The 26,704-nt window shown below is 69.2% G+C and carries 18 protein-coding genes and 1 pseudogene; 11 read left to right on the forward strand and 8 right to left on the reverse strand.

Features of this window, described 5'->3' with window-relative positions; translation table 11 throughout:
• The first annotated feature begins 37 nt into the window (after nt 1-37).
• The 4 genes and pseudogenes from HUV60_RS23075 (at nt 38) to holA (ending at nt 5,058) form a co-directional block, all read left to right on the forward strand.
• Nucleotides 38-2,689: a ComEC/Rec2 family competence protein gene (locus HUV60_RS23075; protein WP_257850221.1), complete on the forward strand. Its 2,652-nt coding sequence runs from the start codon at nt 38-40 to the stop codon at nt 2,687-2,689.
• A 160-nt stretch (nt 2,690-2,849) separates the two neighbouring features.
• A pseudogene (locus tag HUV60_RS23080) lies at nt 2,850-3,687 on the forward strand (arylamine N-acetyltransferase family protein).
• Nucleotides 3,688-3,717: 30 nt separating this feature from the next.
• Nucleotides 3,718-3,963: a hypothetical protein gene (locus tag HUV60_RS23085; protein ID WP_257849130.1), complete on the forward strand. Its 246-nt coding sequence runs from the start codon at nt 3,718-3,720 to the stop codon at nt 3,961-3,963.
• A 105-nt stretch (nt 3,964-4,068) separates the two neighbouring features.
• Nucleotides 4,069-5,058, forward strand: a complete 990-nt coding sequence (holA, locus tag HUV60_RS23090; RefSeq protein ID WP_257849131.1) for a DNA polymerase III subunit delta — start codon at nt 4,069-4,071, stop codon at nt 5,056-5,058.
• A 228-nt stretch (nt 5,059-5,286) separates the two neighbouring features.
• On the opposite strand, the gene rpsT is transcribed toward holA, so the two are convergent.
• The gene (rpsT, locus tag HUV60_RS23095) at nt 5,287-5,553 is read right to left on the reverse strand and encodes a 30S ribosomal protein S20 (RefSeq protein WP_257849132.1); all 267 of its coding nucleotides are present in this window, start codon (nt 5,551-5,553) and stop codon (nt 5,287-5,289) included.
• Nucleotides 5,554-5,844: 291 nt separating this feature from the next.
• Between rpsT and lepA the strand changes: the two genes are divergently transcribed.
• The 4 genes from lepA (at nt 5,845) to HUV60_RS23115 (ending at nt 15,134) form a co-directional block, all read left to right on the forward strand.
• Nucleotides 5,845-7,713 carry a translation elongation factor 4 gene (gene lepA / locus HUV60_RS23100; RefSeq protein WP_257849133.1) on the forward strand — a complete coding sequence of 623 codons (1,869 nt, stop codon included), beginning with the start codon at nt 5,845-5,847 and terminating at the stop codon, nt 7,711-7,713.
• 341 nt (nt 7,714-8,054) lie between these two features.
• Nucleotides 8,055-9,929: an AMP-dependent synthetase/ligase gene (locus HUV60_RS23105; protein ID WP_257849135.1), complete on the forward strand. Its 1,875-nt coding sequence runs from the start codon at nt 8,055-8,057 to the stop codon at nt 9,927-9,929.
• A gap of 346 nt (nt 9,930-10,275) precedes the next feature.
• A complete protein-coding gene (locus HUV60_RS23110) occupies nt 10,276-13,959 on the forward strand; it encodes a DEAD/DEAH box helicase family protein (RefSeq protein WP_257849136.1) in 3,684 nt (1,227 codons plus the stop codon).
• On the forward strand, nt 13,956-15,134 hold the full coding sequence (locus HUV60_RS23115) for a restriction endonuclease subunit S (RefSeq protein ID WP_257849137.1): 1,179 nt from the start codon (nt 13,956-13,958) through the stop codon (nt 15,132-15,134). The genes HUV60_RS23110 and HUV60_RS23115 overlap by 4 nt, the downstream gene beginning before the upstream one ends.
• A gap of 145 nt (nt 15,135-15,279) precedes the next feature.
• On the opposite strand, the gene HUV60_RS23120 is transcribed toward HUV60_RS23115, so the two are convergent.
• Entirely contained in the window at nt 15,280-16,740 is a 1,461-nt protein-coding gene (locus HUV60_RS23120) for an IS1380 family transposase (RefSeq protein ID WP_257847758.1), read from the reverse strand.
• 387 nt (nt 16,741-17,127) lie between these two features.
• Here HUV60_RS23120 and HUV60_RS23125 point away from each other — a divergent pair, with 387 nt between their 5' ends.
• Together HUV60_RS23125 and HUV60_RS23130 are read left to right on the forward strand one after the other, a co-directional pair.
• Nucleotides 17,128-18,744: a type I restriction-modification system subunit M gene (locus HUV60_RS23125; RefSeq protein ID WP_257849138.1), complete on the forward strand. Its 1,617-nt coding sequence runs from the start codon at nt 17,128-17,130 to the stop codon at nt 18,742-18,744.
• Nucleotides 18,745-18,887: 143 nt separating this feature from the next.
• On the forward strand, nt 18,888-20,384 hold the full coding sequence (locus HUV60_RS23130) for an HsdM family class I SAM-dependent methyltransferase (RefSeq protein WP_257849139.1): 1,497 nt from the start codon (nt 18,888-18,890) through the stop codon (nt 20,382-20,384).
• Nucleotides 20,385-20,429: 45 nt separating this feature from the next.
• Here HUV60_RS23130 and HUV60_RS23135 read toward each other — a convergent pair whose 3' ends face one another.
• Nucleotides 20,430-20,624 (reverse strand): DUF397 domain-containing protein, encoded by a 195-nt coding sequence (locus tag HUV60_RS23135; protein ID WP_042172068.1) that lies wholly within the window; start codon nt 20,622-20,624, stop codon nt 20,430-20,432.
• Nucleotides 20,614-21,498, reverse strand: coding sequence for a helix-turn-helix domain-containing protein (locus HUV60_RS23140; RefSeq protein ID WP_062191821.1), 885 nt, complete (start codon nt 21,496-21,498; stop codon nt 20,614-20,616). The genes HUV60_RS23135 and HUV60_RS23140 overlap by 11 nt, the downstream gene beginning before the upstream one ends.
• Nucleotides 21,499-21,636: 138 nt before the next feature.
• Between HUV60_RS23140 and HUV60_RS23145 the strand changes: the two genes are divergently transcribed.
• Nucleotides 21,637-22,110, forward strand: coding sequence for an ATP-binding protein (locus HUV60_RS23145; protein ID WP_257849140.1), 474 nt, complete (start codon nt 21,637-21,639; stop codon nt 22,108-22,110).
• 46 nt (nt 22,111-22,156) lie between these two features.
• Here the strand turns inward: HUV60_RS23145 and HUV60_RS23150 are convergent, their stop codons facing one another.
• From HUV60_RS23150 to HUV60_RS23165, 4 genes are all read right to left on the reverse strand, one after another.
• Entirely contained in the window at nt 22,157-24,328 is a 2,172-nt protein-coding gene (locus tag HUV60_RS23150) for an AIPR family protein (RefSeq protein WP_257849141.1), read from the reverse strand.
• 366 nt (nt 24,329-24,694) lie between these two features.
• Nucleotides 24,695-24,949 carry a hypothetical protein gene (locus HUV60_RS23155; RefSeq protein WP_257849142.1) on the reverse strand — a complete coding sequence of 85 codons (255 nt, stop codon included), beginning with the start codon at nt 24,947-24,949 and terminating at the stop codon, nt 24,695-24,697.
• Nucleotides 24,940-25,680 carry an NUDIX domain-containing protein gene (locus tag HUV60_RS23160; protein WP_257849143.1) on the reverse strand — a complete coding sequence of 247 codons (741 nt, stop codon included), beginning with the start codon at nt 25,678-25,680 and terminating at the stop codon, nt 24,940-24,942. Before HUV60_RS23160 ends, HUV60_RS23155 begins: the two co-directional genes overlap by 10 nt.
• Nucleotides 25,681-25,905: 225 nt before the next feature.
• Nucleotides 25,906-26,568 carry a pyridoxine/pyridoxamine 5'-phosphate oxidase gene (locus tag HUV60_RS23165; protein ID WP_257849144.1) on the reverse strand — a complete coding sequence of 221 codons (663 nt, stop codon included), beginning with the start codon at nt 26,566-26,568 and terminating at the stop codon, nt 25,906-25,908.
• Between the last annotated feature and the right edge of the window lie 136 nt (nt 26,569-26,704).

Below are 26,704 nucleotides of genomic sequence, written 5' to 3' on the forward strand. Positions count from 1 at the left end.
GGACCTGACGCCCCCGGACCTGAGGCACCCCGGGCGGATGGCCCCGGGGCGGACGGATACGGCGCCCCCCGCTCCCGGTGACCCGCCCGCCCGGCTGTCCGTGCACGCTGCCTCGGGGAAGCGGCTCGGGGCGTCCCACCCCCGGCAGGAGGGACCTGCCGACCTGCGGCTCGTACCACCCGCGCTGGCGGCCTGGGCCACGGCGGCGGTGATGCTGCACGCCCCGCCCGGCCTGGTGACGGGCACGGTGGTCATCTCTCTGCTCCTGGCCGCGGTCCTCCTCGCACGGCGAAACCGCCGGACGGAGCCACGACCTGCGGGGCAGGGACGTGCGGGAGCCGGACACGCACGCGGACAAGGCCGGTCGCGGGTTTCCGGAGCCGCGGTGCTCCTGTGCGTCGCCGCTGCCGCCGGATCGGCAGGCCTGCACGGCGCCGATCTGCGGCGGGGCCCGGTGCCGGAGCTGGCGCGGGCGTACGCCTCGGTCACGGCCGAGGTCGAGGTCACCGCCGATCCCCGGCTCACCCGGCCCCGGGCCGGCGCCGGCCACGTGGCTCCGACAGCGGTGCTCGTCGAGGGAGATGCGCGGCGGGTGGAGCGGGAGGGGGACGGCGCGGCGGTCGTGACCCGGGTCCCGGTGCTGATGATGGTCGACGCGCGTTCGGCCCGGTCGGGCCCGCGGGACGGCGGACAGGCGCGGGCGGGGGATGCGCGGGAGCACACGCCGTGGCTCGGGCTGCTGCCGTCCACCCGGCTGCGGGTCGAGGGCCGGCTCGCGCCGGCGACAGCGGGTGGTGACCGGTTCGCGGCCGTGCTGCGGGTCAGGGACGAGGCCGGGCCGCACACGGTGGGAGAGCCCTCGGCACCGCAGCGGCTGGCCGGACGGCTGCGCGCCGGACTACGGGCGGCGACCGACGGCCTGCCGGCGGACGCGCGAGCCCTGCTGCCGGGACTGGTCGTGGGCGACACCTCCCGTGTCACCCCGGAACTGGAAGAGGCGTTCGAAGAGACCGACCTGACGCACACCTTGGCGGTATCCGGTGCGAACTTCACGATCCTCCTCGCCCTGCTCCTCGGCCCGCCGGGGCTGGCGCAGTACGCCGAACGCCGCGGTCTCGCGTCCCGCCTCGGTCTCTCGCTGCGCACGACCGCGCTGCTCGGCGGGGCGGTCTCGCTCGCCTTCGTCGTCGTGTGCCGGCCCGATCCGAGCGTGCTGCGGGCCGCCGCCTGCGGATCCGTCGCGCTGCTCGCGCTCGCCACCGGCCGCCGCCGGTCCCTGATCCCGGCACTGGCGACCGCCGTCCTGCTCCTGGTGCTCTACGACCCGTGGCTGGCCCGCAGTTACGGCTTCCTGCTCTCCGTGCTGGCCACCGGCGCCCTGCTCACGCTCGCGCCGCGCTGGAGCGCCGGGCTGCGACGGCGCGGGGTGCCGCCACGGCTCGCGGAGGCGCTGGCCGCTGCGGGTGCCGCGCAGGCGGTGTGCGCGCCGGTGGTCGTCGTGCTGTCGGCGCGGGTGAGCCTGGTGGCGGTGCCGTGCAACCTCCTCGCCGAGTTCGCGCTCGCCCCGGCCACCGTGCTGGGCTTCCTGGCCCTGGCCACCGCCCTGCCGGCGTTACCGGTGGCGAAGGCGCTGGCCTGGTGCGCGAGTTGGCCCGTGGAGTGGATCGCGCAGATCGCCCGGACCGGGGCGGCGCTGCCCGGCGCCGGGGTCGACTGGCCGGGCGGCTGGCCCGGGGCAGCGCTGCTCGGGGCGCTCACCCTGGTCCTCCTGCCGGTCGGCCGGAGACTGCTGCGGCACCCTTGGTGGTGCGGGGCCTGCGCCCTGCTCCTGGTGCTGCTGGTGGTGCAGCCGCCACTGCTGACCCGTGCGGTCACGGGCTGGCCGCCACCGGACTGGCGGATGGTGATGTGCGACGTGGGGCAGGGCGACGCGATGGTGCTGGCTGCGGGCCAGGACACCGGCGTGGTCGTGGACGCCGGTCCGGACCCGGTCCTGGTGGACCGCTGTCTGCGCTCCCTCGGCATCACCCGGGTCCCGCTGGTCGTGCTGACCCACTTCCACGCCGACCATGTGGCGGGCCTGCCCGGCGTCCTGCGCGGACGGTCGGTGGGCGGCATCGCGGCCACGGGACTGGAGGAACCCGCCGGGCAGGCCCGGTTCGTCCAAAGACTCGCGGCGGACCGGCACCTGCCGGTGACGCGGGCCGTCGCGGGGGAGCGGCGGCGCACGGGGGAGCTGTCCTGGGAGGTGGTGTGGCCACCGCCACCGAACACCGTTCACCCGGTCGGCACTTGGCCGGCCCCGGCCCCGGAGGGGCCGAACGACGCCAGTGTGGCCATGCTCGTCCGCACGGCGGGGCTGCGCCTGCTGCTGCTCGGGGACATGGAACCGCCGGCCCAGCAGGCCCTGGCGAGATCGCCCGGGGCGGGCCGACTGGCGGACGTCGACGTCCTCAAGGTCGCCCATCACGGCTCGGCGTATCAGGATCCGGGCCTCGTACGCCGGTTGGCGCCCCGGCTGGCGCTGATCTCCGCGGGCCGCGACAACCCGTACGGACATCCGGCCCCGGGCACGGTCGCCGCGCTGCGGGAGACCGGGGCCGCGGTGCTGCGGACGGACCGGGGCGGGTCGATCGCCGTGCTCGGTGGGAAGAACGGGGGCGGAGAGCTGCGGGTGGCGCGACACTGAAGGCATGAGGGAAGCCGCGCACGAGCACATGCACGAGCACATGCACGACCGCACGCGCGTGGACACGGACGAGGGAGCGTACCCGAGCCCGGACGCGGGTACGTGGGCCGACGCCGGCCCGGACGCGGCGGCGGTCGATGCCTATCTGCGGCGGCTGGGCATGGAGCGACCGGCCCGGCCCACCGCCGACGCGCTGCGCGAACTGCACCTGCGCCATCTGCGGACCGTGCCCTTCGAGAACCTCTCGGTCCACCTCGGTGAGGAGATCGTGCTCGACGGGAGACGACTGAGGGACAAAGTGGTGAGCGGCCACCGGGGCGGCTTCTGTTACGAACTCAACGGAGCCTTCGGCACCTTGCTCACCGCCCTCGGGTACGAGGTCACCCTGCTCGCCGCGCGGGTGTACGACGACGGAGGACGGCTCGGCATCCCGTACGACCATCTCGCCCTGCGCGTACGGACCCCGGACGGGGACGACCGGCTGGCCGACGTCGGGTTCGACGCGCACTTCCTGCTGCCGCAGGCGTTCGGGGAGCGGGGAGACCAGGAGGACCCCGGGGGTACGTTCCGCATCACCGGGGCGGAGCCGGACGCGGCCGGGACGCGCGGCGGTCATGACGCCGACCCGAGCACGGACCTGGACGTGCTGAAGGACGGGAAGCGGGTGTACCGGCTGGAGCAGCGCCCGAAGGCGCTCGGCGACTTCGTGACCGGGGCGTGGTGGCACAGCACCTCGCCGCAGTCGCATTTCACCCGCTCACCCGTCTGCTCACGGGTCACCGAGGAGGGAGGGAGGATCACCCGTCTGCTCACGGGTCACCGAGGAGGGAGGGAGGATCACCCTCAGCGGCCGCCGGGTCACCACGACGGCGGCGGACGGCACGCGTGAGGAGCGGGAGTTGAAGACCGACGGGGAGGTGCTCGCGTTCTACCGGGACCGGTTCGGAATCCGCCTCGCCCAGGTGCCGACAGTGAGAAATCCCCACCGGGCCGGCTGAGCGCGACCGGCCGGGTCTTTAATGGCCGACGTGAGCGATGTGAGACATGTGCTGGTGCTGCCCGACCGCGAGGCCGCGGAAGCGGTGGCGGAGGAGCTGGGTGAGCGGTTCGGCGTCGACGAGGAACCGCAGCTCGTACGGGACGCCCTGGCCGGCGAGGACGACGCGGAGGACGCCCAGTGGCTCGTCGTCCTGCACGACGAGAGGCAACGGCTGGACCCCGGCGCACTGGACGAGTTCGCGGCGGAGTGGGAGGGCTGGCGCGAGGAACCCTGACGTCCTGACGTCCTGACGTCCTGACGTCCTGACGTCCTGGCCTCCGGGATCCCGGAGGCCAGGGAACACGTATCGGTGTCAGTGGTGCGTGGGATGCTTGTCGAGATGGCCAGGAAGACAGCTCAAGACGACCCTCTCGCCCCGGTGACGCTCGCCGTGGGCCAGGAGGACCTTCTGCTCGACCGTGCCGTGCAGGAGGTGGTGGCCGCTGCGAAGGCCTCCGACGCCGACACGGACGTACGCGACCTCACCCCGGACCAGCTCCAGCCCGGCACCCTCGCCGAGCTGACCAGCCCCTCGCTCTTCGCCGAGCGCAAAGTCGTGGTCGTACGCAATGCGCAGGACCTGTCGGCCGACACCGTCAAGGACGTGAAGTCGTATCTCGGGGCGCCCGCCGAGGAGATCACGCTCGTCCTGCTGCACGCCGGCGGAGCCAGGGGCAAGGGCCTGCTCGACGCGGCGCGCAAGGCCGGGGCGCGGGAGGTGGCCTGCCCGAAGATGACGAAGCCGGCGGACCGGCTGGCCTTCGTGCGGAGCGAGTTCCGGACCACCGGGAGATCGGCCACACCGGAGGCGTGCCAGGCGCTCGTCGACGCCATCGGCAGTGATCTGCGGGAGCTGGCGGCCGCGGTCTCCCAGCTGGCGGCGGACATCGAGGGCACGATCGACGAGGCGGTCGTCGGCCGTTACTACACCGGGCGGGCCGAGGCGTCGAGTTTCACGGTCGCCGACCGCGCGGTCGAGGGACGGGCGGCGGAGGCGCTGGAGGCGTTGCGCTGGTCGCTGTCGACGGGGGTGGCGCCGGTGCTGATCACCAGTGCGCTGGCCCAGGGCGTCCGGGCGATCGGGAAGCTGTCGTCGGCGCGCGGCGGCAGACCGGCCGATCTGGCACGGGAGCTGGGCATGCCGCCGTGGAAGATCGACCGGGTGCGTCAGCAGATGCGGGGCTGGACCCCCGACGGCGTGTCCGTCGCCCTGCGGGCGGTGGCCGAGGCGGACGCCGGTGTCAAGGGCGGCGGGGAGGACCCGGGGTACGCCCTGGAGAAGGCGGTCGTCACCATCGCACGCGCGGCCAGGTCGAGGGGCCGGGCGTAGGTCCTGCCGTCGCCCTCGGGCATCCTGCCCCGTGACAAGCCGAGGACCCCGCCGCACGCCCGGGGAAGGGCGGACGAAGCGGGGTCCTCGGTCACGCTCGGAGCCCGTACCCGCGTGGCGAACGCAGGCCGCGTACAGGCTCGGGGTTGCCGGTCGGGGGCGGAGAGAGAGGGCCCGCCCGGGGTCCTTCCGGCGGTCGGATCAGATCCGGTCAGATCAGCGAGTGGTTCAGCCCTTGAGGGACGCGACCTTCAGAGCCAGCGCCGACTTCTTGTTGGCGGCCTGGTTCTTGTGGATGACGCCCTTGGAGACGGCCTTGTCGAGCTGACGCGCGGCAGCGCGCTGGTACGCGGTGGCCTTCTCGGCGTCGCCTGCGACGGCGGCCTCACGAGCCTTGCGGATCGCGGTCTTCAGAGAGGACTTGACGGCCTTGTTGCGCAGCCGGGCCTTCTCGTTGGTCTTGTTCCGCTTGATCTGGGACTTGATGTTCGCCACGAAGGAGCCTCTACAGGTTCTGGTACGGGGCCGCACGGGTCCCGTACCGGTGAATTTCTTGAGATGCGCCCCACGCCGGGAGGGCAGGAGACGCAACGCCCCACGTTACCAGCGGCCCGGCGGACGGCCCAAACCCGGCCCAGGCCGGGTGCCGGTACGGGCCCCGGCCGGACCCCCGGTCCCCACCCGGGGCACCACGCCCCCCGCCCGTGGGACCATGGAAGCTACGTATCGATCCGATCCGACCCGAGACCGCAGACACTGCGGACGCCTCAAGAATCAGGACCCTGCGTGCCCGCGACCCCCAGCCACGTGCCCGAGCCGAGCCGTACCGACCCGGCTCTGATCCGCAACTTCTGCATCATCGCGCACATCGACCACGGCAAGTCCACGCTCGCCGACCGGATGCTCCAGCTGACCGGTGTGGTCGATCAGCGGCAGATGCGCGCCCAGTACCTCGACCGCATGGACATCGAGCGTGAACGCGGCATCACGATCAAGTCCCAGGCGGTGAGGCTGCCGTGGGCGCCCACGGACGACAAGGGCAGCACGCGCATCCTCAACATGATCGACACGCCGGGGCACGTCGACTTCACCTACGAGGTGTCGCGGTCGCTCGCCGCCTGCGAGGGCACGGTCCTCCTGGTGGACGCCGCGCAGGGCATCGAGGCCCAGACCCTCGCCAACCTGTACCTGGCGATGGAGAACGACCTCACGATCATCCCGGCGCTCAACAAGATCGACCTGCCGGCCGCACAGCCCGAGAAGTTCGCCGAGGAGCTCGCCAACCTGGTCGGCTGCGAGCCCGACGACGTGCTGAAGGTGTCCGCGAAGACCGGTCTCGGTGTCGAGGCGCTGCTGGACAGGGTGGTCGCCGACGTCCCCGCCCCGGTCGGCGTCGAGAACGCCCCGGCCCGTGCGATGATCTTCGACTCGGTGTACGACTCCTACCGCGGTGTCGTGACGTACGTCAGGGTCATCGACGGCCAGCTCAACAAGCGTGAGCGCATCCGGATGATGTCCACGGGCGCGACACACGAGCTGCTGGAGATCGGTACCAACTCGCCGGAGATGCTGCCCGCCGACGGCCTCGGCGTCGGCGAGGTGGGCTACCTCATCACCGGTGTGAAGGACGTCCGCCAGTCGAAGGTCGGGGACACCGTCACCAGCCAGCACAAGGGGGCCGAGGAGGCGCTCGGCGGCTACAAGGACCCCAAGCCCATGGTGTTCTCGGGCCTGTACCCGCTGGACGGTTCCGACTACCCCGAGCTGCGCGAGGCGCTGGACAAGCTCCAGCTCAACGACGCCGCCCTGGTCTACGAGCCGGAGACCTCCGCCGCCCTCGGCTTCGGCTTCCGCGTCGGCTTCCTCGGCCTGCTGCACCTCGACGTGATCCGCGAGCGCCTCGAGCGTGAGTTCGGGCTCGACCTGATCGCCACCGCGCCGAACGTCGTCTACCGCGTGGACATGGAGGACGGCACCGAGCACATCGTCACCAACCCGAGCGAGTTCCCCGAGGGGAAGATCGCCGAGGTGTACGAGCCGGTCGTGCGTGCCACCCTCCTGGCGCCCAGCGAGTTCATCGGCTCGATCATGGAGCTGTGCCAGACCCGGCGCGGTGTCCTGCTCGGTATGGACTACCTCTCCGAGGACCGGGTGGAGATCCGCTACACCCTCCCGCTCGCCGAGATCGTCTTCGACTTCTTCGACCAGCTGAAGTCCAAGACCCGCGGCTACGCCTCCCTCGACTACGAGCCCACCGGCGAGCAGACCTCCAGCCTGGTGAAGGTCGACATCCTGCTGCACGGCGACAAGGTGGACGCGTTCTCCGCGATCACTCACAAGGACCAGGCGTACGCCTATGGTGTGCGGCTCGTCGCCAGGCTCAAGGAGCTGATCCCGCGGCAGGCCTTCGAGGTGCCGGTGCAGGCCGCCATCGGCTCCCGGGTGATCGCCCGCGAGACCATCCGCGCCATCCGCAAGGACGTCCTCGCCAAGTGCTACGGCGGTGACATCTCGCGCAAGCGCAAGCTGCTGGAGAAGCAGAAGGAGGGCAAGAAGCGGATGAAGATGGTGGGCTCCGTGGAGGTCCCGCAGGAGGCCTTCATCGCCGTCCTCTCCAGCGACGAGAACGCGGGGTCGGGCAAGGCCAAGAAGTAACCGCGGGTCACCGGAGGCGGCCGGGGGAGCGCCCGCCGGAGAGCCCGGGGCGGAGCGAGGCCCGTCGTGCGCGCGCACGACGGGCCTCGGCGCGTTCGCGCCGGGTCCGCAGCGGCTCCCCGGCGGGTTCGTCGTCCGCCCGTCAGGGGATTTCCTGTACGAAGTGACAGGCCGTGGCCCCTTACGCAGCCGCCGGTGGGCCTTTACTCTGTCCCTGCTCGACGGTTACTCGCGAGTTAAACAAGGGTACGACAGCGTAACCGGCCGAACACCACCCGCATGTCAGCCGTACACCAGCCGCATCTGAGCCAGCCGCACCGTCGCGGGTCCCGGAGGATGTCTTGAGCGACACACAGACTTTGATCGAGAACCGGCCGCCGAGCGTGGCGACCCTCTTCCTGGAGCGTGTCGCCGCCACACCGGACGCCGAGGCGTACCGCTATCCCGTCCCGCCCGCCTCGGGCGGGGGACCCGACGACTGGAAGTGCCTCACCTGGGCCGAGGCCGCCGAACGGGTCAACGCCATCGCGGCCGGCCTGATCGAGCTGGGCGTGAACCCGGAGGAACGGGTGGCGCTCGCGTCCGCCACCCGGGTCGAATGGGTCCTCGCCGACCTCGGCATCATGTGCGCGGGCGCCGCCACCACCACGGTCTACCCGCAGACGAACATCGAGGAGTCCGCGTACATCCTGTCGGACTCCGACAGCCGGGTGCTGATCGCGGAGAACGCCGAGCAGGTGGACAAGGTCGCGGCGAAGCGCGCCGAGCTGCCCCACCTCGGCCACGTCGTGGTCATCGACGCGGCCGGCGTCGAGACGGACGACTGGGTGATCAGTCTCGCCGAGCTGGAACGCCGCGGCACGGCCCGGCTGGAGAGGGACGCCGGGCTGGTCAAGGAGCGGGTCGCCGCGATCACCAAGGACCAGCTGGCCACCCTCATCTACACCTCGGGCACCACCGGCCGCCCCAAGGGCGTCCGCCTGCCGCACGACAACTGGGCGTACATGGCGAAAGCGATCGCCGCGACGGGCCTCGTGCACGCGGACGACGTGCAGTACCTGTGGCTGCCGCTCGCGCACGTCTTCGGCAAGGTGCTCACCTCGGGCCAGATCGAGGTCGGCCACGTCACCGCCGTCGACGGTCGTGTCGACAAGATCATCGAGAACCTGCCGGTGGTGCAGCCGACCTACATGGCGGCCGTCCCGCGCATCTTCGAGAAGGTCTACAACGGGGTCGCCGCCAAGGCGCGGGCCGGCGGCGGAGCCAAGTACAAGATCTTCCAGTGGGCCGCGGGCGTATCCCGCGAGTATGCCAAGGTCACCCAGGACAACTTCCGCCGCACCGGCACCGCCAGTGCCCCCTTCGGCCTCACCGCCAAGCACAACGTCGCCGACAAGCTGGTCTACGCCAAGATCCGCGACGCGTTCGGCGGCAACCTGCGCGCCTGCGTCTCCGGTTCGGCGGCCCTCGCGCCCGACATCGGCTACTTCTTCGCCGGCGCCGGGATCCACATCCTGGAGGGCTACGGACTCACCGAGTCCTCCGCAGCCTCCTTCGTGAACCCCGGCGAGGCCTACCGCACCGGCACCGTCGGCAAGCCGCTGCCCGGCACCGAGGTGCGCGTCGCCGACGACGGCGAGATCCTGCTGCGCGGCCCCGGCATCATGGAGGGCTACCACGGGCTGCCCGAGAAGACCGCCGAGGTCCTGGAGTCCGACGGCTGGTTCCACACCGGTGACATCGGCGAGCTGTCGCCCGACGGCTACCTGCGGATCACCGACCGCAAGAAGGACCTCATCAAGACCTCCAGCGGCAAGTACATCTCGCCCGCCGAGGTCGAGGGACAGTTCAAGGCGGTGTGCCCGTACGTCTCCAACATCCTGGTGCACGGCGCCGACCGGAACTACTGCACCGCCCTCATCGCCCTCGACGAGGTGGCCCTCGCGGCCTGGGCGCAGGAGAACGGCCTGGAGGGCAAGCCGTACGCGGAGATCGTCGCCGCGCCCGCCACGGTCGAGATGGTCGACGGCTACGTCAAGCAGCTCAACGAGGGCCTCCAACGCTGGCAGACCATCAAGAAGTTCCGCGTCCTGCCCCGCGACCTCGACATCGAACACGGCGAGATCACCCCGAGCCTGAAGCTGAAGCGCCCGGTGGTGGAGCGCGAGTACAAGCACCTGATCGACGAGATGTACGCGGGCGCCCGGGAGGCGTGACCGGCACAGTCTGACGCGCGGGACGGGGGTGGAGTCCCGGACCCGGCCGACTGGCCGGGTCCGGGACTCCACCCCCTCGCCGTCTCCCGGTCCCCCGTCGTTGTCCTCTGTCCGTGCCTCCCCGCTCACTGCGGCCAGGTGCACGCCAGGGTGGGCCGTGGGCACGGGATTCCGGGGGACGCAGGGGTTCATATGGACTGCCGGCGAAGGCAGTGACAGAGGAAGCCCGTGCGTAAAGGCGTGGCCTGACGGGCCGACGGCCACTAGGCTCAAAGATCCTCAGGAGCCCTCGACGAACCGGACCACGGACTCGGGGCGGACAGCTATCAGAGAGCGTACTCACCCGATGAGTGCAGACGGCGCGGCACGGACGCCGGATCCCGGACTTGCCGAACTCGCCCGGAATTCCCGCAACTTCGGATTCCTGTACGACCATCTGGCGCTGCTCGTCGCCTACGGCACTGCGGCCGAGGCCTACGTCTTCACTGACCCGAACACCTCGCTCATCAAGTCCCGCCAGTTCGGCGAGGCCCTCGCCGCTGACCTCGTTCTCCGGGGCCGGGTCCAGTACGCGGGCAGCAAGCAGATCGAGCGGCTGGCGGCTCTGGACCGAGAGGGCTACCTGCACGGCAACGTGAAAAACGCCTTTCACGAGGTCCGAGTGCTGGGCAACAAGGCCAGTCACGACGGCTACGACGACCCCGACGACGCGTTCCGGGCGCTGCGGACCTGCCACCGCCTGGGCGTCTGGTACTACCGGCTGCTCACCGCCTCCCGGGACCAGCGGACCTTCGTCCCGCCGGACCCGGACCGCACGCCGGCCGCCGAGAACCGTGCGCTGCGCGCGCAGGTGGCCGAGTCGCGTCGTGCCCTTCAGGAGGCACGCCTCAGCTACGCGGGCCAGGCGAGCCAGGCGCAGGCCGAGCAAACCGCACGCACCGCCGCCGAGCAGGAGCTGGCCGCTGCCACCGCCGAGCGCGAGGAGCTGGCCCGCCAGGTCGAGGCCATGCGCGACCGGCTCGCGGCCCTCCAGCAGACACAGTCCGCCGACGACGACCGCCTGCTGTACGCACGGGCCACCAGCCCGGCTGCCGCATCCGAAGCAGTGGCCGAACGCGCCCGGCTGCTGGACAACGCAGAGCAGGCCGCCCGCGAGCCGCTCACCGAGGCCCAGGTGCGCGTACGCCTGGACGAGATGCTCACCGAGGCGGGCTGGAGCGTCCAGGACGCGGGCGCCGACCTCAACCTGTACGTGCAGGGCGACCGACGGGGCAGTGGCGTCGCCGTCCGTGAGGTGACCACCGCGACCGGCCGCGCCGACTATGCCCTGTACGTGGAGCGCAAACTGGTCGGCGTGATCGAGGCCAAGCGGGAGGGCGCCGACCTCACCGCCGCCCAGGAACAGGCCGACCGGTACGCGGACCACCCCACGGACGCACAACAGCGCCTGATCGCCTGGCGCACACCCCTCCCCTTCCGCTATGTCTCGGACGGCGGTGAGACCCGGTTCCGTAACGCCCTCGACCCGGATTCCCGCACCCGGCGCATCTTCTCCTTCCACCAGCCCCGCACCCTGGCCCGGTGGATCCGTCAGGCGGAGCAGGACCCGCAAGCCCCGTCCTACCGGGCCCGGTTGCGCTACCGGATGCCTGACCTCGACGAACGCCCGCTCCGTCCCGCCCAGATCAAGGCGGTGCGCGAGGTCGAGAAGTCCGTCGCGTTGGGCAAGGGTCAGCAGGGCACTGGTCAGTCACGCTCCCTGGTGCAGATGGCGACCGGAGCAGGCAAGACGTACACGGCCGTCACGTTCGCCTACCGGATGCTCAAGCACGCCCAGGCGGAGCGTGTGCTGTTCCTGGTGGACCGCAACAACCTGGGCGCCCAGGCGCAGACCGAGTTCGAGAACTTCGTCACCCCCGACACCAACCGCACCTTCGCCGACCTGTACAACGTGCAGCGCCTCGGTGCCGAGGGCATGAATCCGTCCGCGAAGGTCGTCGTCTCCACCGTGCAGCGCCTCTACATGGAGCTCACGGGCGCGAGCGTGCCCCCGCGACCGGACTCGGCGGAGGGCGAGGAGGACCACTCCTACGACGTGGCCGCGGACATCTCCGTCGGCTACCACGCGAACATCCCGCCGGAGTCCTTCGACCTGATCGTCGTCGACGAGTGCCACCGCTCCATCTATGGCAAGTGGCGTTCCGTCCTGGAGTACTTCGACGCGCCGATCGTCGGCCTGACCGCGACACCCGTCGCCCAGACCTTCGGCTACTTCAACGGCAACCTGGTCAGCGAGTACACCTACCAGGAGGCGGTCGCCGACGGCGTCAACGTCGACTTCCAGGTGTACGAGATCCTCACCCGGATAACGGGGGAGGGCGGCGCCATCGCCCGCGGCATCATCCCCGTCCGCGACCGGCGCACCCGGCGACAGCGCTACGAGGACTTCGACGAGGACGTCATCTACGGCGCCAAGGAAGTCGGCGTCGGCGTGATCAGCAAGGATCAGCTGCGCACGGTGATCCGCACCTTCCGGGAGCGCCTGTTCAGCGAGATCTTCCCCGAGCGCGCCAAACGCGACCGGCAGACCGGCGAACTGCTGTGGGACGAGATGTACGTCCCCAAGACGCTCATCTTCGCCAAGAACGACAACCACGCCGAGGAGATCGTCGAGGTCGTCCGGGACGTCTTCGGCAAGGGTGACGACTTCTGCGCGAAGATCACCCACGCGGCGAGGAAACCCGCCGAACGTCTCTCCGCCTTCCGTAACCTGCCGCAACTGCGCATCGCGGTCACCGTCGACATGATCGCGACGGGGACGGACGTCAAGCCGCTGGAGTGCCTGCTGTTCCTACGGGACGTCAACAGTTGGGCCTACTTCGAGCAGATGAAGGGCCGGGGCGCCCGAACCCTGTCGCTGACCGAGTTCGAGCGGGTCACGCCGGGCGTCGGCCCCAAGACGCACTTCGTGATCGTCGACGCGGTGGGGGTGACCCGCAAGGAGAAGGTGGACGCGGGTCCGCTGGAGCAGCACACGGAGAAGGACCTCAACCTCGAAAAGCTCCTGCGTCTCACCGCGCGGGGTCTCGTGGAGGACGCGCACGTCTCCACTTTGGCCTCGCGTCTCGCCAAGCTCGATCTCCAGATGACGGACGAGGAACGGGCGGAGATCGAGACCCTCAGCGAGGGCGTTCCGCTGAAGACCGTCGTGCACAACATGGTCAAGGCCGTCGCCGTCGACGAGCAGGCCAAGATCCGGGAAGCCGCGGAACGGCTCGGGCTCGACCCGGACGAGGCCGTCAGGGCTGCGGTGGTCCGTGCCCTGCAGCCACTGGCGTCCAACCCGCCGCTCCGCAAACGGCTGCTGGAGATGCGCCGCGCGAAGGACATCCTGTACGACGAGACCAGCCGCGACGCCCTTGTTTCCGCCGGCGCGGTCGCGGAGGACGAGTCGACGGCCCGGGTCACCGTCCGTGACTGGAAGGTGTACGTGGACGAGCACCGGGACGAGATCGCGGCGCTCTCCCTCGCCTTCGCCGCCGGATCACAGGTCCCGCCGCGCGAGGCATTGCGGCGCCTCAAGGACCTCGCGCGGTCCGTGGCCCGCCCGCCGCGCGCCTGGACGGCGGACCGGCTGTGGCGTTCCTACGAGAAGGTGGGCGAGGCCGTGACGGCCGACCGCTCCGGCGCCCGGACGGCGGTCGATCTGCTTGCCCTGCTCCGGTACGAACTCGATGGCGGCGCGGAGAACGGCGCGGACCGGCCACGCCCGCACGGGGAGGCGGTACGGGAGCGGTACGCGGGGTGGCTGGCGAGGCAGGAGCAGGCCGGTGTGACCTTCACCGACAACGAGCGCTGGTGGCTCGACCACATCGCCACCGCCACGGTCAAGCATGTACGCTTCGACACCGCCGACCTCGACTACGCCCCGTTCATCAAGCGGAACGGCACGGACGGCTTCCTCGCGGAGTTCGGCGAGACGAGGGCGGAAGAAATCCTCGACGAACTGGACAGGGAGCTGGGCGCGTGACGCTGGGGCTGAGTGCGGCTGCGGGGGATGGGGCCGAGGGGGCTTCGGGGGAGCTTCCGGCGGGGTGGGTGCGGGCGACGGTTGCCGAGCTGTGTGACGTCAATCCTCGCGGCTTCGACGAGGAGCCCGAAGACGATGAGCTGATCTCTCAGGTCCCCATGGCAATGGTCGAGGCCGGGACGGGGCGCCTGGATGCCTCGATGCAGGTGCGGTACGGAGACTTCAAGAGGAAATCCCTGACTCGCTTCCAGGAGAACGATGTTCTCTTCGCGAAGATTACGCCGTGCATGGAGAACGGGAAGATTGTGCAGGCGCAGGCGCTGGCTGGTGGTCGAGCTCTCGGTAGCACCGAATTTCACGTTCTTCGCAGTCGGGGGGCCGTCCTTCCCGAATACTTGATGCACTATCTTATGCAGCGCTCGGTGCGAATGGTTGCTGAACAGCATATGTCTGGCGCTGTGGGTCAACGGCGTGTGCCTCGCCCCTACCTTGAATCGCTCGAGATCCCTGTGCCGCCTCTTGAGGAACAATTGCGGATCGTTGCCGAGGTCGGACGCCAGGTGGCCCACATAGAGGCTGGCGAGCGGGCTGTTTCGCTCGCGGTCGAGCGTGCGGTCGACCTCCACGCAAGTATCGCGGACGGTGCAATTGAGCAGCTTTCTGACGCCCCAGTGGTGAAGCTGGAGTCAGTGTTGCGTGAACCGCTGCGCAACGGTGTCTCGGCGAAGGCGACCAATAGTGGGGCTGGAATTCGCACCCTCACCCTGACCGCAGTCACCCGAGACGACTTCAGCGACCAGTTCACCAAGATTACCGGCGCAGATCCAAAGAAGGCGAAGAACCTCTGGCTGGAGGACCAGGATATTTTCATCCAGCGGTCGAACTCGGCCGAGTTGGTCGGGACGTCAGCTATCTACCGAGGGGCTGAAAACTGGGCGATCTATCCCGACCTCCTCATTCGCGTGCGGGTGCAGCGTGACCAGTCTTTGCCTGATTATGTAGCTTTGGTCTTGCGTACGAGCCGGGTCCTTTTCTATTTGCGCCAGAATGCCCGTGGGCTGTCAGGGTCGATGCCGAAGATTGATCAGGCGACGATCGAGAACGTGGAGTTTCCGTTGCCTTCCTTGCCGCGCCAGAAGGAAGCCATAGACCTCGATTCTTCACTTGCGGTGTGACGTCGGTCGGTTCGGCGGTTTGCCCGTAATGTCCCCTGCCGTTCGAGGACGGGCCGTCGCGTGACGCTGCGGGGCGTCGGGTTCCACGGGCCCGAGGGTGCTGCGGGTCCTCTCCTCTCCGCTGTCGTCGGGGCGGGGCCGACCGTCAGGTGTGGGCCGGAAGCTGGGTGGCCCGCTGCCAGGCGGTGGCGAACGCCGGCGCCCAGGGCCAGGTGCGGTCGAGGTGGAGGGTGCGTCTGCGTGCGTGGGCGGTGAGCCGGGCGGGCAGGTGGTAGAGCCTCCTGCGGATCGTCTCCGGTTCGGCGGCGGCGAGTTCGGGCTCGTCATGCAGGAGAAGGAGCCTGGTCCATGCGTCGAGGTCCGCGGCGATAGTGGCAGCCAGCACCCAGGCGGCGTTCAGCTGCCAGGACTTCGAGGGCAGCAGCCCGAGGCCGATCCGCTTGATCGCCTTGACACGATCCTCGACCTCGGCATGATCACGGTAGAGAGCATCGACGAACCACACCTGCCCGGAGCCGGACACCCCGGAAAGCCCCTGGTGGGCGGGGATGTTCGTGGCGACGATCTGGTAACGCCAGCCGGTGCGCTGCTCGAACGCGGTCAGCTTCTTCAGATCGCGGCGCGAGGGCTTGACCCGGCGCACGATCAGCCGCATCCCCTCGGGCCAGCCGCTCAGGTCGCGCACCCCGGTCAGCTCGGCGACCTGGTAGGTGACCTTCTGTCCGTCCGGGCCCTTGATCTCGTGGACCTCGCCGTCCTGCCGCAGCGCGTCGTTCCACACGTCCGCGGGCAGCAGTGCGATCGCGGCCTCGTCGGCGGTATTGATGGCCCAGCCGGTCACCCAGCGCACTCGGCGGCGGCTGGTGGTCAGCGCCTGCAGATGCTCAAGGAGGCCGTGGCTGAAGGCCGCGCCGTCGATCCTCACCAGCAGCTTCGACCACAGCGGCAGCGGGAGTTGCCGCAGCGCGGCGGCCAGCACCGTCTTGTGGTCGGCGACGTCGTTGGACGCCGCGTTGCCCGGCCGTAGCAGCATGGTCACGCACTCGCGGGTATTGGCCAGCCAGGCGCCCAGCGGGTGATGTCCGTAGCCGCCCTTGAACGTGCCGGCCGCGCCGTCCTTCTTGCTGGTGCAGGTCACCAAGGTGGCATCGAGATCCAGGACGTACCAGTTGGTGAGCGTGCGCCCGCATACCGAGATCCACGGGAACCCACCGGGCCGCAGGGCGAGCAGCGTCCACACCCCACGCCGTATCACGGCGCGCACGCGCTCCACCCGGGCTCCGACAGGGCCGTCGATGGCTTCCAGCGTGCGCCACAGGGTGCTGTCCGAGACCGGACGGGGGAAGAACGGCCTCCAGTGCTGCTGCAGTTGCTCGGCCTGCAGGACATTCCTCGCGCCGAGGACGATCGCGCAGGCCAGCTGGACCAGGGCCATCCCGCGATCCCGCCACCCCGGCCCGACGCCGCGGGGCAGCGCGGCGGCCAGGGCGCGGGTCAGCCCGACCCGGTCCGCGATCCGGTGCAGCAGCACCACGCCCGCATGCCCGACCAGGTTCTTGCCGTCGGCCCGCACAACGAGCCGACGATCCCATTCGGTAGCCTGCACCTGTTGGGTGCCCCCACTCTGCGACGTTCTTGATCTAGGAAGTTCAGATCATCGCAGGTCAGGGGCACCCTTCCGCTATCAGGGCGTCACATCACTGACGGACGGCCCTCGTAGCTGAATACACGAGGTAGATTGGGTGGCCCGGCAGGAAGCGTCCCTGGAGCCCATCCTGTCCTCGATCAACGATGCCCGGAACAGAAGTACCAATCTCCGCGCCTCCCTCCTCCGCGCAGCCTTCACCGGTGCCCTCGTCCCTCAGGACCCTGCCGACGAACCGGCATCAGTACTGCTCGACCGGATTCGCGCTGAGCAGAAGGCGAAGCCTCCCCGTAAGCGCACCGCACGCAAGCCCCGTTCCACCCCGCCCGGTCAGGAAGAACTGCCCTCATGAGCACCACCCCCGCTCCAGTGAACAGCGCCACGTCTCCCCGCCGGTCCGCCGGAGAGACGACCTCGACACTCGTCAACCGGCTCTGGTCGTACTGCGAGCTGCTCCGGCACTCCGGCGTCTCCACCCTCGACTACGTCGAGCAGCTGACCTACCTCCTCTTCCTGAAGATGGCCGACGAGCGTGCCAAGCGCCCGGCGAGGTTTCGTAGGAATGAGCCCGAGGAGGCGCTCGTCCCCGAGGGCCTGGACTGGCCCAGCCTCACCAGCCGGTCGGCCGAGGACCTCTTGGAGCACTACGAGCACATTTTGCGGGAGCTCGGCCGCAAGGGCGGCACCATGCTCGGCGAGGTCTTCACCAAGGCGCAGAACAAGATCCACGAACCGGCCGTCCTGGACCGGCTGGTCAAGGACCTGATCGACCCCCACACCTGGACCCGCGCGAACCAGGACCTCAAGGGCGACGCCTACGAAGGCCTCCTCCAGCGCGGTGCCGAGGACCGCAAGACCGGAGCCGGCCAGTACTTCACCCCCCGCCCGCTCATCGACGCCATGGTCGACTGCGTGCAGCCCAAGCCCGGTGAGTCGGTCACCGACCCCGCCTGCGGCACCGGCGGCTTCCTCATCGCCGCGCACGCCCACATCGCCGAGCGCTACGAGGACGAGCTCTACGGCGACCAGGCCCGCAAGCTCCAGACGGGCGCCATCACCGGGTACGAACTGGTCCGGGAGACCGCCCGGCTGGCGCTGATGAACATGCTTCTGCATGGCATCGGCACCTCCGAGGGCCGCCCCCTCATCACGGTCCAGGACTCCCTTGCGAAGTCGCCCCACAAGTTCTACGACATCGTGCTCGCCAACCCGCCCTTCGGCGTGGGATCGGTGACCGGCGAGGCCTACACCGCCCGTAAGGACTTCTGGACGCAGACCACCAACAAGCAGCTCAACTTCGTCCAGCACATCTACACCCTGCTGAAGACGAACGGCCGGGCCGCGCTCGTCCTGCCGGACAACGTCCTGTTCGAGGGCGGCGCCGGTGTGGAGATCCGCCGCCGCATGCTGGAGCTCACCAATGTCCACACGCTGCTGCGGCTGCCCACCGGCATTTTCTATGCCAACGGCGTCAAGGCGAACGTCCTGTTCTTCGACAAGGTCCCGCCCCGTCCCGGCGGCAAGCCCGCCACCAAGCAGCTCTGGGTCTACGACTTCCGCACCGACCAGAGCTTCACCCTCAAGCAGCGCGCCCTGCGCCGCGAGCACCTCGACGACTTCGTCGCCGCCTTCCACTCCGGAGGCAAGGACTACTCGACCCGAAAGCCCAGTGAGTGCTTCCAGCCTTATGAGTACGATGAGTTGATCGCACGCGACAAGGTCAACCTCGACCTGACGGTTCTTCAGTCCGCCTCCGCTTCCTCCGCCCCGCTCGCGCCTCCGGACGTGATCGCTCAGGAGATCGTGGATGAACTGGAAAGCGCTCTGGCCGAGTTCACTGCCGTCGCCCAGGCCCTGAAGAAGGCCGTGGGCACGGCCGCCGGTCCCGAAACGGACCAGGTCGAGGGCGACCCCACGAACAGCACCACTACTGGCACCACCGAAGAGACAGACCAGGAGCGGTAGTCCGGCTCTCGGCCCCTTTGGCCACCCAGCCCAGAGGTCCCGTCGGCGGCCACTCCGTCAAACGGGACGGAACGGCGTGTGGGCCCGTACACGCGTACGGGCCCACACGCCGTTCCGGGACAGGCACAGGGACTGGGTGAAACATGGTCAACGGGCTCGGCAACGGCGTGACGGGAACGGCCGCAGGGGGTGTGCCGGAGAGACTCTGGACCGGAGAGGACATTGCCGTACGGCTCCTGAGGTTCTACGACGAGAAGACCAGCACCCGTGCCATCACGCGCCTCCAGTTCGTGGAGCACGTCGGCTACCTGCTCTTCCTGAAGCTGGACCATGAGCGCTCACAGCGGCCGGGACGGTTCGCCCGCAAGTCCGTTGCCCCCGAAGGATCCTGGCCGAAGCTCACGGACCTCGGCGGGGACGCCCTGCACAGCGGACTCACCGATCTCATGCGTGAGCTCGACGACCAGGCACCCAGCCGCTCCGACCGGCGGGTCGCCGGCATGGTCTTCCGCGACGCCCAGCCCTGGGACCTCGGCCGCATGGCCGAACTCGCCAAGCTGATCACGGAGCAGATAGACCCCTACCAGTGGCGGCTCATACCCCAGACCGAACTGGGGCGTGCCTTCACCATCATGCTGCGCGCCTGCCGGGAGGACATCGACCGAAAGATCGACACCGGTCAGACGCTGACCCCGTTTCCCGTCCTGAACGCTGTCGTCAAGATCCTCGACGTAGGGCCCGACGACATCGTCATCGACCCGGCCTGCGGCACCGGCTCCACGCTCATCGCGGCCTACCAGGAGATGCAGTCCACCGACCCGGCCGCCATTGCCGGAGCGGACCTGGACGCCCAGATGTGCCGGCTCGCCACCCTGAACATCCTGTTCAACACGGGCCGCCCTCTCTCTGACCCCGCGCCGGTGAAGCTCGCGGACACCCTCACGCACAAGGTCCCCGTGGTGCGGGAAGACAGCAGGCTCCCCACCGTGGCCATCTGCAACCCGCCCTTCAGAAGCGACGGCGTGGTGCCCAACGCCACCATGCGCGACGACTTCCTTGCCTACGGAGACTTCCCCACCAACTTCCTCCAGCACCTCATGGTCACTCTGGGGTCAGGGGCGCGGGCTGCGGTGTTCGTGCCCGACGGTGTGCTGTTCGGCGCAGGCGCGGCAGCCACCACAAGGCGCGCGCTGCTGAAGAACTGCGACGTGCACACGCTCCTGCGGCTGCCCACCGGGATGTTCCACCGCAAGGGAGTGAAGTCGAACATCCTCTTCTTCACCAAGTCCACCCCTAAGCCGAACGGCCAGCCCGTCACGCAGAACCTGTGGGTCTACGACGCCCGCACGGGCAACCACCGCACGGACACCGGGAACCCGGTCACGGAGGCCGACTTCGACGACTTCGTCGCCGCGTGTATGCCTGGTGGGGACATCACCGAACGCACCGAGTCGGAGCGCTTCCGTCGCTACCCGGTGAACGAGCTGCTGGACCACCCGGCCGTGACCTTCGACCTGAAGGCCAACCTCGCGCCGGAGGTGGACGACTTCGGCTCCCCGAAGGAGATCGCCACCGAGATCGCCGATCTGCTGGACACCGCCGCAATGCACTTCCGTGAGGTTGCGGAGGCTTTGCCGTAGATAGAAGTGGGGGGCTACTGCGCCCAGCAGCCCCCCCGTGTTCGCTCAGCCAGCCGCGGCGAAGGCCACGAACGTGGCCCAACCGTCTGCCCGCACGGAGAGGTGCGGCCGGTGTACGTCCTTGGAGTCACGGACATGGATTACGACGGTGTCGACCGCGACCTCCACGCACTCGCCCCCCTCGTTACCGCTGTAGCTGCTCTTGCGCCAGACGAGCTGTCGGAAGCTCTCAGCACTCATCGTCGGTCTGCATCCTCTCGATCAGAGCCAGAGACTCTCGCGGAGTGAGTGCCTGGGCCCTGATACTGCCGTAGCGTGCGGCCAGAATACGGACCTCGTCCATGTCCGTGGCCAGACGTGCGACAGCCTGTACTTCTGTGTACCCCACCTGAGGCTTTCCCTTTGGTGTCAGCAAGGTGAAAGAACCGCCCATACAGGCATGCTCGGATCGGTTTGTGGGCATCACCTGCAACTCGACTGTGCGGAACCGTCCGAGTTCGAGTAGCCGGGACAACTGCTCCTTGTGGACCTCTGGGCCGCCGATCGGTCGACGAAGTACTACCTCTTCGATCACGGCAGTCACCATGGGCGGGGGCCATTCGGTCAGGATGTGTTGGCGGTCCATCCTTGAGGTCACTCGCTGTTCGATGGTCTCCTCTGTCAGTAAGGGCTTCCGCATCTCGTACAGCGCCCGGGTTCGCCGTTCGGTCTGGAACAGCCCGGGGACGTCATGGTTGTTGTAGAAGTTGACCTCAACCGCCTCCGCCTCCAGCCGCGCATAGTCCCGGAACCAAGCCGGGTGCCGGACCCGTGCACGTGCCTTGGCCCGCGCCACGTCCTCCTTCGTCGCCTTCAGGAGTCCGCCCGCATCGAGCAGGTCGTCCGCCGCGTCGAGGAACTCGGGCTGAGGCGTTCTGCGGCCCCGTTCCAGGGACGAGACCTGGTCCTCGCCGTACCCCAGCCGGTCGCCCAACTCCTTTTGGGTCAGGCCGGCGCGCTCCCGCAGGAGTTTGACCTGTCTGCCGACAGCCCGGTTCAGGTCGATGAGGCCGTCCGCGTCCTCCGAGGGCTCGGGGCGGCCTTCGGTGTCGTTCTGACGGGGTCCCGATGTCATCACGCTTCCCCCAACTCACCTGCCCCCGCCCGGTTACTTCCGTCAGAACGGACACGCAACCGTCAGCAGCGGTACAGGCGCGTGCTGTACCGGTGGTTCTTCTGGTCAGCGTACGACCAGTCAGCCACGCTCTGTCACATGAAGTACGAAATCCGTGACCGATCCTGTCTGCCCCGCCGACTTCCCGCGCCCGCCCCCTTCCGTCAGCAGTTCAGCTCGACCAGATGCGGAGCACGGCTTGCTCGTCTCCTCGCGGCTCAACAGTTGGCGGACTGGGGGTGGGCCAGGGGCGGCGAATACCTGGAGGCCGCCGAGCTGGTGGTGGGTGAACTCGCCGCGAACGCGGTCACCCACGGCCGCGTGCCCGGCAGGGACTTCCTGCTCACGATGACGCTGGTCAGGCCCCAGGAGAGCGGCTCCGGCACCCTCCGGATCGAGGTGGCGGACAGCAGGGGAGAGCGGCTGCCCTTCCCGGCGCCGGAGCCCTGCCCGGACGGAGAGCACGGCCGTGGACTGGTCCTCGTGAGCGCGCTCGCGGCCCGGTGGGGCGTCGTACCCCGGTCGCCCTCGGGAAAGACCGTATGGGCCGAGCTGCCAAGTCCGCCGGGATGAGGCGGCGCGTGATCTCAACTGCCTGCCTCGCCCCTCTGCCCGACGATTACGACAGGTGCTCGTCCTCGGCCGCCTCCGCGGCTGCGATCCGCTGCCACAGCCGCTCCGCGATCTCGACCAGCGTTCCCTCACCCGGCACCCGCCACTGCTTGGGCCCCTGGACCGCGCTCCACTGCTCCTTCCAGTCGGCCTCGTTCCACATCTGGGAGACCAGCCCCGTCGGCGAGTAGCGCTTGCCGTCGGCTTCCCAGAGGAGCGGCGACTTGCGGTCGTTCACCCAACTCGCGCGGCGGCGCCGGGGGTCGGCGTTGAGCCAGGCGCCGATGGCGAGTTCCTCGACGGCGCTGGGGGCGTACTCCAGACGCGTACCCTCCTCGATCGCGTCGTGGTCGACCAGCAGCCGCACGGTCTGGGGCCTGCGCTGCCGCGTCCGCCCGGCAGTCTTCAGCAGTGCCGCCAGGTTCATGGGGGAGTCGGGCCCGGCGCCGCGGTCCAGTGTGCCCAGCACCGCCGAGGCCAGGCGCGCACAGCGTTCCTCGTTCGCGAAGGTGCTGGTGACGAAGCTCTTGGGGGTGAAGAGGTGGTCGACCATGCTGATGAGGCAGGCCAGTACGGCGCTCACCTGGTTCGGGACATCCGCGAGTACGCCTGCCCACTCGCTGTCGGAATCGTCGAACCGTTCCCGCCCGATGCGCTGGAAGACCAGATGGGCCACCAGGAGCCCACCACTGTCCACGACAGCGGCCGGGCGTCCGGTGAGCTTCGCCCGCGTCGTCGTCAGCTCGTCACGTACCACCCGGAACACCTGGACCGCACGCCAGATCTGCTGAGCGCTCGGCTGCTGCCCGAAGAGACGCGTGTAGGCACCGCTCGGCCCCTCGCTCCACAGGGCGTTGGTCGATCCCTTGACCCGCACGGCGAGCGACGAGTCGCGGTGCATGCAGGCCAGGGCGGTGGCCGCCTCCGTGACCGAACAGCCCGACTCGGGTGCGGGGTCCAGCTCGCCGCGACGGAAGACGTACTCCTTGTCGAGGGAAATGCGGAAGTCCTTTTGGATCTCCCCCTGGACCGGGTCGATCGCGATGAAGTCCCGGCGCTCCATGTGGTTCTGCGTGTTGGTGGCCTTGGTGATGGAGCGGCCGAACCCTTCCGGTGCCCCGTCCAGAGAGATGACGCGCACCATCACGTACGCCTCCCCGCTGGCGTCCGCGTCCTTCTCGTACGCCCGGAACGCGGAGGTCACCGTCTGTGCGCCGTTGACGACGCTGGCGTTGGTCAGCGTGAGGACGGTCGGCTGTCCCACCGCCCGCTTGAAGGGGTACTCCTGGACAATCTCGTCACACTGCACGGTGATGCCGTTGTGACGGTAGAGGAAGCCCTCCGGGTCCTCCAGCATCGAGTCGACCATGGTCTGGTTGACTCCGGTCAGCCCGAGCGAACGGCGGACGTTACGGTCGTACAGGCGTTCTCCGTGCCCCTCACCCTCGCCCTTGCCGCCGTACCAGCGGGCCAGCTGATCGGCGCTGACCTCGCCGATCACCGCCTTGAACGGTGTCTCGCGGGCGTACCACTCGCGGTTCATGGTCGCCTTGAGTGTGATCGGTTGCGGCTCGAGGTCTTCCCGGACGGCCCGGTGGAAGTCGGCCTGGCTCACCACCCGGTACGCGACGGTCCGGCCGAGTCCGCCGAATTCCCGGGCGGCCTCGTCCAGGATGTCGCGGGTCTCCTGGGAGAGGCGGCCGTCGCCCATGAGGGCAATGACCAGGTTGACCTTGCAGGTGGGAAGCTGGAGGACACCGTGCACGCGGTCCGACAGGAGTTGCAGTCGCTCGTTGAAGTGGTCGAGGTCGCGATTGTCGAGCTTCTTGAGCCCGTGGACCAGCTTGAGGGCGGCTTCCGTGTCGAAGCCGGCCGTCCCCTTGTCCTTCCACTTGGCCTGGACGAGGTAGATCTCCGAGCCCGAAGCGGAGAACGCCACACAGTCGATGCCGAAGTCGTCGCGGCCGTCGATGACTCCGGCTGCCGCCTCTTCCGATGTGCAGTCCGTGAGGATCCGGGCCGCCTTCGCCGAGACCGCCCGCGACAGCAGAGCAGTTTCACGCTCCTTGGGATCCTTCTTCACGAAGTCGTCCATGGAGATGGTCTCCCCGAACTCCTTCAGCAACGCCTTCCTGATGTGCTGAACCTCCAGCGGCATGTTCTGCCCGCCCTGCGTCATGCATCCCCCAACATCGAGGTCTCGACCAACCGGGCAGTTTAACCACATCAGATGATTGCTAACCGGCCAAATGGCCTATTCTGTAAGTGATTTGATGGTAGCGAAGGTATCTTGTGGGCTAAAATAAAACCGGTCGACCTGTTTGATTTCCTGCGGGCATCGGTTGCGCGATGCCCTGCCCGGGCTGAACGCGCACACGCTCTGCCGCGGTGCCCCCGGCGACGAGATGCCGTTCTGGGCGATGGCCTGGGGGCCACCGGTCGCGTCGGTGTATTCCCGCACCGCCAAGGTCCACGAGACCCTGGGAGACCACCGGGCCGCCGCCGAGCAGTACGCGCTGGCCGCCACGGCCCGCCCGGCGGACACCTACGCGCGGATCGTTGCCCTGGACCTGGTGGCGAGCGCGGAGATGGACCTCAAGCGCGGCAGCATCGAGCAGGCGTGCGCCACCTGGCGCCGGGCCATCGACCACATGGGCGGTGTCCGCTCCGTCCGTACCCGCAAGGCGGTCTCCCGTATGCGCGGCGACCTCGCCGCTTCCGGGCCCGTGGCCTGCGGTGCGTGGCCGAGCTCGACGAACGGGGGCGTGACTTCCTCGCTGGCGTCTGACCTCAGCGGCACCCGGAGAAGCGGCGGACGACCGGCTCCAGGTAGTCCGCGTGCGGACCGGTCAGAACAGCCAGTTCGTCCGGTGAGCGCAGCAGGGCGATGTCGTCGAGTTCAGGTTCGCGGCCCTGGGCGCATTCGGCTGCCGCGGCAGCGGTGAAGTCCGCGCGCAGCGTTGCCTCGGGAAGGGCCGGAGCGAGGTAGGTCAGGCCGACACTGCCGTTCTCGCCGCGGGTGACGACCCACAGCTTCAGGTCCTCGGGTGCCGCACCGGTCCCCAACTCCTCGACCAGTTCCCGCGCGGCCTGGCCGGCCAGTGCCGGCTCGTCCAGCACCGCCCCGCCCTGGGGAGGCTCCACGGACCCCCCTGGCAGCTGCCAGCGGCCCGGGGTGGCCGTGGAGGGCGACATCCTCGCCACCAGCACACGGCCGTCATCGGTCGGCTGGACGACGTTCACGAACAACGAGGGCAGCGCAGTGGCGCCGGAAACGCGACGCAAGGCGTAGTGCCGGTAGGTCACACGCACCCACGACAGACGCAGGACGCGCGAGTCCGCCCATTCCAGTCCCCCACACGCCACCACAGGCCCGTCGAAGAGGGCGGGGTTGGCCCGGACCGCCATGTTCCACACCCGGTCCCGGGCCTCGGCGTCCTGGGGCGGCAGCGGCGGCTCCGCAGCTTCGGTCAACAGGAGCCGTTCAACGTCGAAGAGGTCAACGCACGCAGGGGGCAGTCTCTCGCTCACCGGCCCATCGTAGAACCCGCCCCACTCCTGCCCGCCACGAGTGCCTGCTCGTCCTTCAGCAGCGTCCAGAGCTCAACCGGCGTCGTTTGTGGCCGGTGACAGAGTTCTTACCGGCACCCCGAGTTCCACGGAGTCCGGGGCTCTTGTCCCAGAGAGATTGGTCCGGCCTGCCCACAGTCCGAGAGGGCCGCTTTCCGGCGGCCCGGCAGTGAGATCGGACAGGTGTCAGGGCCACAGCAGTTGCTTGGTCCACCCGTCGGGTGAGGACAGGTAGGCGAGCCTGGTGTGGCGGCGCTGCTTGTCGCCCTGCCAGAACTCCACCGACTCCGGGCGCACTGAGTACAGCGTCCAATGGGGCGCCACGAGGTCCGGCTCGCTCTTGATCCGCGTGAGTGATGCCTCCACCTGCGCGTCCCTTTCGGCCAGATCCGCGAGCGGTTGCGATTGCCGACCGAGCAGGGCTTCCGCCCGTGCCCCCGCGCCGCGGGCGAGGAAGTCCGCAGCGCACAGTTCTGGGGTCTCTCGCACGACCGGTCCGCGCACCCGGACCTGGCGGGCGAGCGGTGCCCAGTAGAAGGTCAGCGCCGCATAAGGGCGGGCGGCGAGGTCCCGGCCCTTGAGGCTGCTCGCGTCCGAGGCGAATTGCCAGCCCTCAGGGCTCACGTCCTTGAGGATGAGTACGCGGGCGGTCGGATCACCCTTGGCGTCCGCCGTGGCCAGCGTCATGGCATGCGGCTCCTGCACCCCGGCGCTCAACGCCTTGAGCAACCACTCGGTGAACAGCTCGAACGGCGTGTCCGGCGCAGTGGACGGGTCGAACCCGGGAAGCTCGCCGGCGAAGACCTCGATGTCCCGCAGCGTCTGACGCAGGTCGGCCGCACCGGTCACGTTCCACTCCCTCGGTCGTGATCGCTCAAGTCGAACTGAACCTGTCAACTCGCATGATCCTCAAGCTGATTGTGGTGGATCACGCCGTTGCATCCCCGAGGTGTCGGACAAGGTGGCCGTTTTCGAACGGGGTTCC

The organism is Streptomyces sp. KMM 9044 (assembly GCF_024701375.2).
Classification (GTDB): domain Bacteria; phylum Actinomycetota; class Actinomycetes; order Streptomycetales; family Streptomycetaceae; genus Streptomyces.